The sequence below is a fragment of the Ruminococcus sp. AF31-8BH genome, from assembly GCF_003460605.1.
Classification (GTDB): domain Bacteria; phylum Bacillota; class Clostridia; order Lachnospirales; family Lachnospiraceae; genus Blautia_A; species Blautia_A acetigignens.
This window is the reverse complement of record NZ_QTVN01000010.1, coordinates 109,231-123,213: the sequence shown is the minus strand read 5'-3', so window position 1 is coordinate 123,213 and position 13,983 is coordinate 109,231. Positions and strand designations below refer to the sequence as shown.

Genomic DNA, 13,983 nt, shown 5'->3' with positions numbered 1-13,983 from the left:
ATGCATCCGTGGCTTCACTTTAAAACAATTACCAAGCATAAGCTTATGGTCATGAGATACTGCTTCCGCATCGGGCTTTACAAGCAGGGACTGCTTCACGACCTTTCCAAGTATTCCCCGGCAGAGTTCCTGGTGGGCTGCAAATATTATCAGGGGACAAGAAGCCCAAATAACGCGGAGCGGGAGGACATCGGCGTGTCCACTGCGTGGCTGCATCATAAGGGCCGTAACAAGCACCACTATGAGCATTGGGTGGACTATGCCATAAACGATCCGGAGCACGTGATCATGGGGGCCAGGATGCCCCGCAGATATGTGGCAGAGATGGTGATGGACCGGATCAGCGCCTCCAGAACTTATCTTGGAGATGCCTATGACAATCACCAGCCGCTTGAATATTTCCTCAAAAGCAAGCCTAAGCTGTGGTTCGTCCATCCCCAGACAAAGAAGGAATTAGAAGGGCTTCTTCGCATCCTTTCTGACAAGGGCGAAGACAAGGCTCTGTGGTACATCAAAAATGTGTATCTCAAAAAAGGAAAAAAATAAATAATATAGCTTGCGCTTTTATACTCTTCTGTGGTAAAGTAGTAAATATGTAATTTGGCTGTCTGCAGACAGCAGCAACAGAGGAGGAGAAAAAGTGGTTACTACAACAGCAATAATTTTGACAGCTTTTGTGTTTTACCTGGCAATGATGATCGTCATTGGCGCGGTTTACATGAAAAAGACCTCCAGCTCAGAGGATTATTTCCTTGGAGGAAGAGGACTGAACGGATGGGTGGCAGCACTTTCCGCACAGGCCTCTGATATGAGCGGGTGGCTTCTGATGGGGCTTCCGGGAGCAATTTATTCTCTGGGATCCGGGCAGATCTGGATTGCGGTGGGACTGTTTATCGGCACCGTTCTGAACTGGGTATGCATTTCAGGAAGACTTCGTAAATACACCATCGTGGCTAATAATTCCATGACTATCCCGGCATTTTTTGAGAATCGGTACCGTGATAAGAAAAAGATTCTGCTTCTGATCTCATCTATTGTTATCGTAGTCTTTTTTCTGGTATATACAGCATCTGCCCTGGCAGCAGGCGGAAAACTGTTTAACACCGTATTCGGACTGGATTACCATGTGGCACTTGCCATTGGAGCAGCAGTTATCCTCTGCTACACCTTTATGGGAGGATTTATGGCAGTGTGCGTCACAGACTTTGTACAGGGTACTCTGATGCTTATTGGCCTTCTGGTCGTACCATTGGTAGCATATTTCCTGCTTCCTGGCAATCTGACAGATCTGATCACACAAAGTGGTGTCACTGGGGGCGCAAATGCTTACCTGAATCCTTTTATAAATGGAGACAGACCATATACCTTTGTGGAAATCTTTTCCCAGCTGGCATGGGGCTTCGGATACTGCGGAATGCCTCATGTTCTGGTAAGATTTATGGCAGTCAGAAGTGAGAAAGAGCTGAAGAAGTCTTGGGTGATCGCCATTATATGGGATTTACTTTCTCTGACAGCTGCATTTGCCATTGCGGTCATCGGCAGAGCTTACCTGCTTCCAACCATTCTTGGTGAAAATGGAGCTGCTTCTTCTGAAAGCGTATTTATTGAAATGATTCGCAAGGTATTTACTTCTCAGCTGGCACTGCCATTTATCGGCGGACTGTTCCTTTGCGGAATTCTGGCAGCAATTATGTCTACCGCAGATTCCCAGCTTCTGGTAACGGCGTCTGCAGTGTCTGAGGATCTGTATCATAACTTTATCAAGAAGGATGCAGATTCTAAGGAGATTTTAAGGGTAAGCCGTATTACGGTTATTGTGATCGCAATAATTGCTTTTGCAATCGCATGGGATCCTAACAGCAGCATTATGGGACTGGTGTCCAATGCATGGGCAGGTCTTGGAGCCGCATTTGGACCGATTGTGGTAATGTCTCTGTTCTGGAGAAGAACCAACCTTCAGGGTGCCATTGCAGGAATGGTGACAGGCGGTCTTACCGTTATCATCTGGGACTATATCCCGCTGGTGGGTGGACAGACACTTGGAACCTATACAGGGCTTTATTCTCTGGCAGTAGGTTTCCTTCTTAGCCTTGTGGTGATCGTGATAGTCAGTCTTCTTACAAAAGCGCCTTCCAAAGAAATTACAGATGAGTTTGATAAGGTTGCTGCGAAATAATAAAGTTCAAATCTAAAACTTTTATAAAAAAAGGTAGTCCTGACAGTAAAGGGCTACCTTTTTTTCTGAAAATTTGTTATAATGATATTATCTTTAGTCGGAAAGGGGCAACACAAGATGAAAAAATATGACTATTTGATCGTAGGAGCCGGACTGTTTGGAGCTGTATTTGCCCATGAGGCCACCAAAAAGGGAAAGACCTGTCTGGTAATCGACAAGCGTGATCATATCGGAGGCAACATTTACACAGAGGATGTGGAGGGAATCCAGGTGCACAGATACGGCGCACATATTTTCCACACCTCCAAGAAGGAAATCTGGGACTATGTGAACCAGTTTACAGAGTTTAACCATTTCGTGAATTCACCTATCGCAGTGTATAAGGACGAGCTGTATAACCTTCCGTTTAACATGAACACCTTCCATCAGCTGTGGGGTGTGAAGACACCTGCACAGGCCAAGGCGAAGATCCAGGAGCAGATCAGCCGCATGCACATCACGCATCCGAAGAACCTGGAGGAGCAGGCTCTGGCGCTGGTAGGACAGGATGTGTATGAGAAGCTGGTAGAGGGCTACACAAGAAAGCAGTGGGGAAGAGAGTGCAAGGATCTTCCTGCATTTATCATTAAGAGACTGCCGCTTCGCTACACCTATGACAACAACTATTTCAAAGATCCTTACCAGGGTATCCCCAAGGGCGGATACACACGCATTATCAAGAAGCTTCTTGAGGGCGTACAGGTATGCTTAAAGACCGATTTCTTTGACAACAGGGAAGAGCTTAGCGCACAGGCAGACAAGATCCTGTTTACCGGAATGATCGATGAGTTCTACAACTACTGCTATGGCGAGCTGGAATACCGTTCCCTGCGCTTTGAGACCGAGGTTCTGGATATGGGCAATTATCAGGGCAATGCGGTTGTGAATTATACCGATTATGAGGTGCCGTACACCAGAATTATTGAGCACAAGCACTTTGAGTTCGGCACACAGCCGAAGACCGTGATCACCAGAGAATATCCGGCAGCATGGGAGAAGGGCAAGGAGCCTTATTATCCGATCAACGACCCCAAGAATGACGAGCTGTTTGATAAATATGAGCGCCTGGCACTGGAAGAGAAGAATGTGCTGTTTGGCGGACGCCTTGGCATGTACCGCTATATGGACATGGATAAGGTCATTGAGGAGGCTCTGAATATGGCTGAGACAGAGCTGACCTACGAAGAGGCATAAAGGAGAGAATTATGGATACCCCAACTATCACACAATATTACAGAGAAGCAGACCCGGCGAAGCGTCTGGCGCTTTTAAATATGTCCATTGAGGCAGGAGAGGAGCCAGAGCTGAATAAGATCCGCAGGGAGCTTTGGGACATCCGTTATCAGGACAAATCCGAGCTTGGAGGGGATACCCGTGCAGACGGCCTGATCGCGCTGTGGATGCTTATGGAGTTTAACCGGGACAGCGCCAAGCGTTTTATGGGCGTGCGCGGCGGCCGCAAGGAGATCTTAAAGCAGCTGGATAAGATGAAATTTCAGGAGATCCGCGCCAAAGGCAAGGATTACGAGGATATGCTTTACCGGGAGTGCTGCCATATGGTGAAGACTTATATGGAGTTAAGTGAGTCTGACAAGGCATACAACAGCACGTTGTTCGGTATTCTCAAGATGAGCAGCGAGCAGGCGAAGGACAAGCTGAAAGCTGACATTTACCACACCGCAGTGGAGCTTCCCCAGACACTGAAGCTGGAGGAAGAATTGGGTATGATTACACGGGCTGCCCGTGAGATGTATGAGCTTCATTTCCCGGGAGAGGGAAGCCTGAGAGCCTGAAAGATTCCTGCATCTGTATGCCGCAGGAATCTGAATATGAATAAGTATCTGATTAATACCGCAGCAGTCTCCGGATCTGGAGCTGGCTGCGGTATTTATTATGCAGTTCCAGGCCAAGGCTGGCTTCGCAGGCTGCAAGAAGAGAATCATAGTAGGTGAACTGATAAATGTTGCCGGCGATCTGCATGCAGTTGTAGTTCAGAAGGGACGATATGATCTGATCCCTGGAAAAGGTGAAATCCAACTTTGCCTCAAGGAGGCGCAGAATGGTAAAGGCAGTAAAGCTGATGATAACCTGGGCGCTGACTGCCTGTCCAACCTCTTCAGAAGAAGCTGCCGGCATAGTGCTTTTGGAAATGGCAAGGGCAGATTCCATGTATGTATAAAATTCTGAGGCGGTATCTTCCACGGATGGCCGGAAGACAAATTCCTCAGGGCTCTGCCCACTTAGATGATCCCGGCTGATGCGCCTTGCCGCGTTGGAAATCGACTGGTTCAACATAGTACCACGGATAGAAAGGTCATATGCAAGAGGAATTCCCTGCTGATCTGTGAGAAACTCCATGTGGATGGCAGAGGCACTTTGCCGGGAAACTGATTTTCTCGCAGAAGCACTGCCGGTTTGGCGTGAAAATGCATAATCTGCTTCTTCATGGTGTATTCTGCTGAAATTACGGGAAATTACATTGGCAGAATGGTCATACAGCCATTTCTGAATGTCTCTTTGGTATTTCTGGATGAGCTGGAGTGCCTTTAAGAGGTCTTCCTCCTGAAATGGCGTCAGATTCTCGAAATAAGGCACCTGATTTATGGCGTCCTTCCATGGAAGCTGCGGATAGAGGATCTGGGAAATGATCAGCAGGCGGAAGATTTCTTCTATATTGTAGGAAAGGGAGAGATTCCATGTTTTGGTGCGCCAGAAAATATCAAGCTGCAGTTCCTTGTAAATGTGCTTCAAAACGCCGTAGCCTGCATTTTTCAAAGTGCGCTCGCCTGGGGAGAGGGCAGCAGTAAGGTCTACGTAAACCACAGAATTCTTCTTCTCTTCCCGTTCCTGGTTCATGTCTGCCACAACCTTTTCAAAGTGGGCAATGGGATCTGGAAATTCCTTCCGAAGCTCCTCCAGATAACCAAGGCCCATAATGGTTTTTTGTCTGGTGGCTTTTTTCTCTTTATCATAATAGGACTCTGTGATGGCCAGATAAGTGCCTTTTGGCTTTGGGGTTTTCTTTAGAAACATATGTGCGGCCTCCTTTTTTCTTTTATTTTACCATGAATTCGAAAATACAACAAGATACATCATAGAAAATGCAATAATTTTTTAGAAAAAGGCATTTCCAGGCAGGCAAGGTAAATTTAAGGGATTTGCTATTTAACATATTCTGTGAAAAAAGTCGATTGACAACCAGCTATTTGTATGTTATACATAATGTACTGACGTTAGGAAAGACTAATCAAATGGAAGCAAAAAGAGGGGATTCGTTCCCCCCTTTTTTTACTGCCTGTATTAGAATTAGCTAACTAAAGTTGCAGAACAAGAAAAAGAGTTCGGGGGAACAAGTATGATTGATAAAGACTTGCTAAGACTTCTGGGTGATAAGAAGAAGTACATTGTATATACGGTCATCAGTATGGTGATCGGGCTATGTGCCAATCTGGGAATCACCATGTGTATCTGCCAGGCAATCCGTCTGATGCTGGAACACGCAGCACCGGGGGACTATGTGCCGACGCTGCTGATCGGCATCGCGGCTTTGGTAATCCGCTATGTCTGCACCAGATGCACAGCCCGTCTGAAGGATAGTATCGGACGTGAGGTAAAACGGGATCTGCGTGCCAGCACCTACAACAAAATAATCTGTCTGGGTATGAAAAGCACCAGTGAAATGAGTATGGCAGGTCTGACCCAGGTAAGTATGGAAGGCATCGAGCAGTTGGATCTGTATTTTTCCAATTACATTCCTCAATTTTTTTATGCCATGCTGGCCCCGGTAATCTTATTTATTGTAACCGTAAGGCTGGATGCAAAAGTAGCTATTGTGCTGCTGTGCTGCGTGCCGTTGATTCCGGTGTCTATTATTGCGGTGTCCAAGTGGGCAAAGAAAATCTTTGCCAAATACTGGGACAAGTATACTGCCATGGGAGATTACTTCCTGGACAGCGTACAGGGCTTAAAAGAACTGAAGATTTTTAAGGCAGATGCCAGACAGCATGAAAAAATGAATCAGAATGCAGAAGAGTTCCGTGAGATTACCATGAAGGTTCTTACCATGCAGCTAGCCAGCACCACCATTATGGATCTGGTGGCTTACGGCGGAGCGGGAACCGGAATTGCATTTGCAGTAAGAGACCTGGCAGACGGAAAGATCACCGTGATGTCTGCAGTATTTCTGATGCTGGTAGCTGTAGACTTTTTCCTTCCCCTTCGTGCCTTCGGAAGTGCCTTCCATGTGGCCATGAACGGTGTAAGTGCAGGGAAGAAGATTATTTCCCTGTTGGAAATGGAAGAACCCAAGTGGGGAAGCGAATCCGTAACCGGAAATGAGGTTGTGCTGGATCACGTAAGCTTTTCTTATGATGGAAAAAGAGAAGTATTAAAAGATGTGAACATGACTTTCCCGGAAAAAGGAATGACTGCGATCGTAGGCGAGTCCGGTTGCGGCAAATCCACCATTGTAGGATTGATGAATGAAAACCTGATACCGCAAAAAGGCTCTGTATCAGTGGGAAACACAAAACTTGGCCAGCTGTCACGGGCAGACTATTATAGCCATCTGGCTGTGGTCAGCTGTAATACCTATATTTTTAATGATACTGTGCGAAACAACTTCTGTCTGGCATCTCCATGGGCTACGGACGAGCAGATGGAAGCTGCCTTAAAGAAAGTGAATCTGTGGAAATTCATAGAAGAAAACGGTGGGCTGGACAAGAGCATTTCCGAGGATGCAGCCAATATCTCCGGCGGACAGAAGCAAAGACTGGCACTGGCTGTAAATCTTGTGGCAGATAAAGACATTTACATCTTCGATGAAGCCACCAGCAACATCGACATCGAAAGTGAAGAGATCATTATGAAAAACATCAAGGCACTTTCCAAAGAAAAGAATGTGATCGTCATTTCCCACCGTCTGGAAAATATCGTACCTGCTGACCGGATCTATTATCTGGAAAGCGGAAAAGTAAAAGAATGTGGAAATCACCAGTCCCTGATGGAGGCAAAGGGTGGCTATGCAGTGCTTTACCGCAGACAGAAAGAACTGGAAAAGGGATATGTGGAGGTGAGCGCATGAATCAGGTAAAACAGACACTTCGAAGAAGTGGAATCAGTATTATGGCCCATCTGATCAGTCTTCTGGGAAGCTTTGCGGCAGTCCTGATCCTGGCTGTCATAAACGGAAGCATCGGTTATCTTTGCGCCATGAGCGTAACACTGTTCGGCGCACTGGGCGTAGCCAAGGCACTGGGGGAACCTATCTGGCTTTCTTATGAATGGATCATCGCTCTTGCAGTAGGATGCGGAATTCTTCGCGGACTGCTTCGCTATATTGAGCAGTACAGCAACCATTACATTGCCTTTCATCTGCTGGCCATTTTGAGAGACAAAATTTTCGGCGTACTTCGAAAGCTCTGTCCGGCCAAGCTGGAAAGCAAGCAAAAGGGAAGCATCATTGCCATGCTCACATCTGATATTGAAACACTGGAAGTATTTTATGCCCATACCCTGTCACCAATCTGCATTGCCATTCTTGTATCTTTTAGCGTATGTTTGTTTACCTGGCTTGCGGCAAGCCCGTGGCTGGCACTGGTGGCATTGATTGGTTATCTGGTGATCGGCATTGTGGTGCCTATGATTTCTTCCGCAGCATTAAAAGAGCCTGGTGTTACCTATCGAAGAGAGTTTGCTTCTTTTAATGCCTATTATCTGGATAGTATTAAGGGAATTAAAGATATTTTATTCCACAATGCAGGAGAAAATAGAGAGCAGGAAGTTAACCGCAGATCAGAATGCCTTCTGGAAGAGACAAGAAAAATGAAAGAGGAAACCGGAAAAGCGTCAGCAATCACAGAACTGGCTGTTTCCGTTTTTGTAATGCTCACATTGATCGCAGGAATCGTTCTGGTCTATACCGGCAATTTGACTTCTGGAAAAATGATCATTGGCGTGGTTGCCATATTTGGAAGCTTCGGACCGGTAGTGGCCATCTCCGCTCTGCCTGGTAATCTGACCCAGACCTTTGCCAGTGGCGACCGTGTCCTGAATCTTCTGGAGGAGGCACCTGCTGTAGAAGAAATCACAGATGGAAAAAATATTACATACGAAAATCTGGAAGTGAGGAAGCTTTCCTTTGCCTACCAGAAAAATGAACCTGTCTTAAAAGATGTGTGTATGCAGGCACAAAAAGGCGAGATCGTAGGAATCATCGGAGAAAGCGGCTGCGGAAAATCCACACTGTTAAAGCTTTTGCTTCGTTTCTGGTCAAAAGACAGCGGGGAAATCCTGTTTAACGGAACCGACATCGAAAAGATCAACAGTGACAATCTTCTGGACAATGTGACCATGGTAAGCCAGGTGACCTATCTGTTTGACGATACCATCGAAGAAAACTTAAGGATTGCAAAGCCGGATGCTACCCAGGTGGAAATGGAACAGGCCTGCCGTCTGGCATCGGTGCATGACTTTGTTATGAGTCTTCCAAATGGCTATCAGACGAGAGTGGGAGCCATGGGAGATGCCTTATCCTCCGGTGAAAAACAAAGACTGGGACTGGCAAGAGCATTCCTTAGCGGACGGCAGCTGATTCTGCTGGACGAGCCAACCAGCAACGTGGACAGTATCAATGAGGGAATCATTCTCAAGGCACTGGCACAGCAGAAGAGCAAAAAGAGCATTATTCTGGTTTCACACCGGGAATCCACAATGGCTATTGCAGACCGGATTTATAAAGTGGAAAACGGTTATATGACAGAAGCTACAAAATAAAAAAGAGAGGAACCTAAAATGAAGAACAGCGCATTTAGAACCATGATAGTAACAGGAGTACTGTGATGTCCGGCGGAAGCGGCCAGACAATGGAAGGAAAGATCACAGGCGTTCAGGCAGTATCTGTAACACGTAAGGTGTGCGGAATGGCAATGTCCAATGTAGAACTGTCCTTAACCTATGGCCTTACCCCAGCTGTACAGATGGACGCTGCAGCAGAAGAAGCAAAAGTGGAAACAGAAGAAGCTACAGAAGAAGCTACAGAAGAAGCTGCAGAAGAAAAAGCTGAGCCAGAAACAACCTCTGCAGAAAAAGAGCAGTAAAGAAATTTAACCAACCATATGGCGGCTGTCCGATTACATCGTGCAGCCTGCCATACTTTTTATTCTCGCGCCTGAAATTTTAAATATAAGATGGAAGAAAACAGGAAAGTATGATATATTAGTAGAAAAGGAGAAATATGTGACATTGAGGTTTGAATGGGACGAAGAAAAGAATCAGATTAATCAGAAAAAACATAAGATATCCTTTGAAACAGCAGCATACGTATTTGAAGATGAAAATTACATTGAAATGTACGATTTCGAACATAGTATAGAGGAAGACCGTTATATAGCAATTGGGTGTGTCGGTGATGTATTATTTGTTGTTTTTACTGAGAGAAAAGACAATATCCGGCTAATATCCGCAAGGCTTGCGACAGAGACTGAAAGGAGGCTTTATTATGACCAGAACATTTACTATTGAAAAAGGACAGAAACCAACACAGGAACAGCTGAAAGAGGTTATGGAAGCCAAAAAGTATCCAATCGTAGCAGATGAAGATGCCCCGGAATTATCTCCTGCAATGTATAAAGCTTTAAAAAGCTGTGTGATACAACGCAACAGAAAGAAAAATGCATAGCCAAAATGACAGGGATCCGGCATTGCCGGGTCCCCAATTATTTATATTGCGCTTATCAGCGCGAAGATGGTATAATATACCTTATGAATAAAGTCCGGGCATAGTTTTTGCAGGCCTGGATATGATAGAAAATAAAACCAATCTGGCGGCATTGTCTCCAGACTGGACTTTCGGAGGAAAAAATGAAAACAGAAAACATTCCTGCATACGAAGTTGTAAAACAAGAAAATCTTACAGACATCCATTCCACAGGCTATCTGCTCCGCCACAAGAAAACCGGAGCAAGGCTGATCCTGATCGAGAACGATGATGAGAACAAGGTATTTTCTATTGCGTTCCGCACCCCTCCTGCCAACAGCACGGGAGTTCCCCACATTCTGGAGCACAGCGTACTCTGCGGTTCCCGCGAGTTCCCGCTGAAGGATCCATTTGTAGAATTGGTAAAGGGTTCTTTGAACACCTTTTTAAATGCCATGACCTATCCGGACAAGACCTGCTATCCGGTAGCAAGCTGCAATGACCAGGATTTCCAGAACCTGATGCATGTGTATCTGGATGCTGTTTTTTATCCCAATATCTATAAGAAAGAAGAAATCTTCCGTCAGGAAGGCTGGAGCTATCATCTTGAGAATAAAGAAGGTCCTTTGACCTACAATGGCGTTGTATACAATGAGATGAAGGGGGCATTTTCTTCCCCTGACGAGGTTCTGGACAGGCAGATTAAGAGCAGCCTTTTCCCGGATAATACTTATGGCGTGGAATCCGGAGGCGACCCGGAGAATATTCCAGAGCTTTCCTATGAGGAGTTCCTGAATTTCCACCGCACATATTATCATCCTTCCAACAGCTATATATATCTTTACGGAAATATGGATATGGAGGAGAAGCTGCGTTTTATCGATGAAAAATATCTTTCCGCTTTTGATGCTCTTGCTGTGGATTCCCGCATTTTGGAGCAGGCTCCATTTTCTCAGGTGAAGGATCTTGAGGAAGAGTATCCTGTGGCTGAGAATGAGGACGAAGAGGATAATACTTATCTTTCCTTTAATATGGTTGTGGGAAATGCTATGGACAGCATGCTTGGAGTAGCATTTGATGTGCTGGATTATGCGCTTCTTAGCGCTCCGGGAGCTCCGCTGAAGAAAGCACTTCTGGATGCACAGATCGGTAAGGATATTTATGGCTCTTATGACGATGGAGTTTTGCAGCCATTCTTCTCTATTGTGGCAAAGGGTGCCAAGACCAGCCAGAAAGAAGAATTTGTATCCACTATCCGAAAATGTCTTCAGGACATTGTGAAGAATGGAGTTGACAAAAAAGCGATTCTTGCGGGAATCAATTATATGGAATTCCGTTACCGCGAGGCTGATTTCGGTTCCTATCCAAAGGGACTGATGTACGGTCTTGATATTTTGGGAAACTGGCTCTATGATGATGAAAATCCTTTTGCCCAGGTGAAGCTTCTTGCCATTTATGACAGACTGAAGGAAGCAGTTAACGAGGGATACTTTGAAGAAATTATCCGGAAATGGCTTCTTGATAATACCCACGGCACCATCCTTACCCTGATTCCAAAGCGTGGCCTTGCTGCCAAAAGAGAGAAGGATCTGGAGGAGATGCTTGAGAAGTACAGAAGCAGCCTTTCTGATGCAGAGCTGGAGAAACTGGTAAGAAAAACAAAAGCTCTTGAAGCATATCAGGAATCTGAGGAGAATCCGGAGGATCTGGAATGCATCCCTATGCTTAAACGCTCCGATATCCGAAGAGAGGTTGAGGGATTTTCCAACGAAGAGCTTGCAGTGGACGACAGCCTGTTTTTGTATCAGGATGTATGTACCAATGGAATCGGCTATGTGAATGTGATGTTCGAAATCCGGGATATGGAAGTGGAGAAGGTACATTACCTTGGTCTTCTGAAATCCGTTCTTGGCTATGTGGACACCAAGGACTACACCTACGGACAGCTGTTCAATGAGATCAATGCCAGAACAGGTGGAATCCAGTGCGGTGTCGATGTTTTTGACAAGGCAAATGATCCGGAAGTATTCCGCACCATGTTCACTATCCGAGGCAAAGCGCTTTATTCCCAGATGGATTTTCTTTTCCAGATGATGGGAGAGATCTTAAATACATCCAGGCTTACGGATATCAAACGTCTCCGTGAGATCATCGGAGAACTCAAGTCCAGAGGACAGGCCTCCCTGATCGGCGCAGGCCATCAGACTGCCGTGCTCCGCGGCAGCTCCTACGCATCTCCTATGGCGAAATTCCAGGACGAGATGGCTGGAGTGGGCTATTACAAATTTGTGGAGGATCTGGACAAGAACTTCCAGGAGAAAAAAGACGAGATCGTGGCAGGACTTCTGAATGCAGTGGAGGAGATCATCCGCCCGGACAGCTTTATGGTAAGCTACACAGGAGAAAGAGAATCTGTGGAGCAGATCCAGAAGCTTTGCGGGGAACTGAAAAAGAGCCTTCCAGAGCGCACCAGAGAGGTTCCTTCCGTTTCTATTACCTGTGAGAAAAAGAATGAGGGCTTCAAGACCTCCGGCCAGGTGCAGTACGTGGCAAAATGCGGAAACTTTGTAAAGAAGGGCTACGCTTATACTGGTGCCCTTGAGATTCTGAAGGTGGCTTTAAGCTACGATTACCTCTGGATCAATCTTCGTGTGAAAGGCGGCGCATACGGCTGCATGAGCGGATTCAGAAGAAGCGGTGAGAGCTACTTCGTATCCTACAGAGATCCGCATCTTCGCCGCACCCTGGAAGTTTACCAGGGCGTACCGGAGTATGTCCGCACCTTCCAGGCAGATGAGCGTGAACTGACCAAATACATTATCGGAACCATCAGCGGCAAGGATGTTCCAAGAACACCGCAGTCCCAGGGGACACTTGGCAGAATGGCATATTTCCGCGGCCTGACTGTAGAGATGCTGCAGAAGGAAAGAGATCAGATCTTAGACGCCACAGTGGAGGACATCCATGCACTGGCACCGCTGATCGAAGCCATTCTTGCAGACGACCAGATCTGCGTTGTGGGAAGCGAGAGCGCAGTGGAGAAGGCGAAAGACGTATTTATGGAGACAAAGCCGCTGGTAAGCTGCTAAGTACAGCGCAGCAGATAAAAGGTACCTTTTGCCTGCTGCGTCCATTTGTTAAGAAAGAAGAGGATATATTTTCATGACACCAGATTTTAAATCCGGATTTGTAGCAATTATCGGGCGTCCGAATGTGGGCAAGTCTACCCTGATGAACCATCTCATCGGGCAGAAGATCGCCATCACATCCAAGAAGCCCCAGACCACAAGGAACCGTATCCAGACCGTTTACACCTGCGACAAGGGACAGATCGTTTTCCTGGATACCCCAGGTATCCACAAGGCGAAGAACAAGCTTGGAGAGTATATGGTCGCAGTGGCAGAGCGCACTCTGAAAGAGGTGGATGCCATTATGTGGCTGGTAGAGCCTTCTACCTTTATCGGAGCAGGTGAGCGCCACATTGCCGAGCAGCTTCAGGGCGTTGGCGTGCCGGTAATTCTGATCATCAACAAGATTGATACAGTAAAGAAGGAAGAAATCCTTCCGGCAATTGATACTTACCGCAAGATCTGCGACTTTGCAGAGATCATTCCCTGCTCAGCACTTCGGGGACAGAATACAGAGGACATTATCGACAGCATTCTGAAATACCTTCCATACGGACCAATGTTCTATGACGAGGACACTGTGACAGACCAGCCTCAGCGCCAGATCGTGGCAGAGGTGATCCGTGAGAAGGCCCTTCATGCACTGGATGCGGAGATCCCTCACGGAATTGCTGTGGCCATCGATAAGATGAAGGAGCGCCCGGGCAAAAATCCTATGGTGGATATTGAAGCCACCATTATCTGCGAGCGGGATTCCCACAAGGGCATCATCATCGGAAAAGGCGGCGCCATGCTGAAAAAGATCGGCAGCAACGCCAGATTCGAGCTGGAGCGCATGCTGGACTCCAAGGTGAACTTAAAGCTTTGGGTAAAGGTAAAGAAAGACTGGCGCGACAGCGACTTTATGATCAAAAACTTTGGATACGATAAGAAGGAAATCTGAA

The 13,983-nt window shown here is 46.4% G+C and carries 12 protein-coding genes; 11 read left to right on the top strand and 1 reads right to left on the bottom strand.

All coding sequences use genetic code 11. The annotated features are described in order from the left end of the window. From DWZ38_RS13655 to DWZ38_RS13640, 4 genes are all read left to right on the top strand, one after another. Complete coding sequence (locus tag DWZ38_RS13655) at positions 1-546, top strand: DUF5662 family protein (protein WP_021925357.1); 546 nt, start codon at positions 1-3, stop codon at positions 544-546. A 94-nt stretch (positions 547-640) separates the two neighbouring features. Further along, the gene (gene putP / locus DWZ38_RS13650) at positions 641-2,176 is read left to right on the top strand and encodes a sodium/proline symporter PutP (protein ID WP_117853468.1); all 1,536 of its coding nucleotides are present in this window, start codon (positions 641-643) and stop codon (positions 2,174-2,176) included. A gap of 117 nt (positions 2,177-2,293) precedes the next feature. Then, a complete protein-coding gene (glf, locus tag DWZ38_RS13645; protein ID WP_021925359.1) occupies positions 2,294-3,409 on the top strand; it encodes a UDP-galactopyranose mutase in 1,116 nt (371 codons plus the stop codon). 11 nt (positions 3,410-3,420) lie between these two features. After that, positions 3,421-4,008 (top strand): DUF6553 family protein, encoded by a 588-nt coding sequence (locus tag DWZ38_RS13640; protein ID WP_021925360.1) that lies wholly within the window; start codon positions 3,421-3,423, stop codon positions 4,006-4,008. Positions 4,009-4,060: 52 nt separating this feature from the next. Here DWZ38_RS13640 and DWZ38_RS13635 read toward each other — a convergent pair whose 3' ends face one another. Beyond that, positions 4,061-5,248: a hypothetical protein gene (locus tag DWZ38_RS13635; RefSeq protein WP_117853466.1), complete on the bottom strand. Its 1,188-nt coding sequence runs from the start codon at positions 5,246-5,248 to the stop codon at positions 4,061-4,063. A 322-nt stretch (positions 5,249-5,570) separates the two neighbouring features. Here DWZ38_RS13635 and DWZ38_RS13630 point away from each other — a divergent pair, with 322 nt between their 5' ends. From DWZ38_RS13630 to era, 7 genes are all read left to right on the top strand, one after another. Continuing rightward, the gene (locus DWZ38_RS13630) at positions 5,571-7,298 is read left to right on the top strand and encodes an ABC transporter ATP-binding protein/permease (RefSeq protein WP_117853463.1); all 1,728 of its coding nucleotides are present in this window, start codon (positions 5,571-5,573) and stop codon (positions 7,296-7,298) included. Then, positions 7,295-8,989, top strand: a complete 1,695-nt coding sequence (locus tag DWZ38_RS13625; protein WP_117853461.1) for an ABC transporter ATP-binding protein — start codon at positions 7,295-7,297, stop codon at positions 8,987-8,989. Before DWZ38_RS13630 ends, DWZ38_RS13625 begins: the two co-directional genes overlap by 4 nt. Positions 8,990-9,054: 65 nt before the next feature. Next, a complete protein-coding gene (locus tag DWZ38_RS13620) occupies positions 9,055-9,312 on the top strand; it encodes a hypothetical protein (protein WP_117853458.1) in 258 nt (85 codons plus the stop codon). 139 nt (positions 9,313-9,451) lie between these two features. Then, positions 9,452-9,736 carry a BrnT family toxin gene (locus tag DWZ38_RS13615; protein ID WP_021925364.1) on the top strand — a complete coding sequence of 95 codons (285 nt, stop codon included), beginning with the start codon at positions 9,452-9,454 and terminating at the stop codon, positions 9,734-9,736. Continuing rightward, positions 9,714-9,893 (top strand): hypothetical protein, encoded by a 180-nt coding sequence (locus tag DWZ38_RS13610; protein WP_021925365.1) that lies wholly within the window; start codon positions 9,714-9,716, stop codon positions 9,891-9,893. The genes DWZ38_RS13615 and DWZ38_RS13610 overlap by 23 nt, the downstream gene beginning before the upstream one ends. A gap of 182 nt (positions 9,894-10,075) precedes the next feature. Continuing rightward, complete coding sequence (locus DWZ38_RS13605) at positions 10,076-13,000, top strand: insulinase family protein (protein WP_117853456.1); 2,925 nt, start codon at positions 10,076-10,078, stop codon at positions 12,998-13,000. Positions 13,001-13,073: 73 nt separating this feature from the next. Continuing rightward, positions 13,074-13,982 carry a GTPase Era gene (era, locus tag DWZ38_RS13600; protein WP_021925367.1) on the top strand — a complete coding sequence of 303 codons (909 nt, stop codon included), beginning with the start codon at positions 13,074-13,076 and terminating at the stop codon, positions 13,980-13,982. Position 13,983 lies beyond the last annotated feature (1 nt).

Coding starts and splice junctions, on each gene's coding strand:
- DWZ38_RS13620 (WP_117853458.1), top strand. CDS start 9,055: ATGTCCGGCGGAAGCGGCCAGACAATGGAAGGAAAGATCACAGGCGTT.
- DWZ38_RS13610 (WP_021925365.1), top strand. CDS start 9,714: ATGACCAGAACATTTACTATTGAAAAAGGACAGAAACCAACACAGGAA.
- DWZ38_RS13625 (WP_117853461.1), top strand. CDS start 7,295: ATGAATCAGGTAAAACAGACACTTCGAAGAAGTGGAATCAGTATTATG.
- DWZ38_RS13655 (WP_021925357.1), top strand. CDS start 1: ATGCATCCGTGGCTTCACTTTAAAACAATTACCAAGCATAAGCTTATG.
- DWZ38_RS13640 (WP_021925360.1), top strand. CDS start 3,421: ATGGATACCCCAACTATCACACAATATTACAGAGAAGCAGACCCGGCG.
- DWZ38_RS13635 (WP_117853466.1), bottom strand. CDS start 5,248: ATGTTTCTAAAGAAAACCCCAAAGCCAAAAGGCACTTATCTGGCCATC.
- DWZ38_RS13630 (WP_117853463.1), top strand. CDS start 5,571: ATGATTGATAAAGACTTGCTAAGACTTCTGGGTGATAAGAAGAAGTAC.
- DWZ38_RS13605 (WP_117853456.1), top strand. CDS start 10,076: ATGAAAACAGAAAACATTCCTGCATACGAAGTTGTAAAACAAGAAAAT.
- glf (WP_021925359.1), top strand. CDS start 2,294: ATGAAAAAATATGACTATTTGATCGTAGGAGCCGGACTGTTTGGAGCT.
- era (WP_021925367.1), top strand. CDS start 13,074: ATGACACCAGATTTTAAATCCGGATTTGTAGCAATTATCGGGCGTCCG.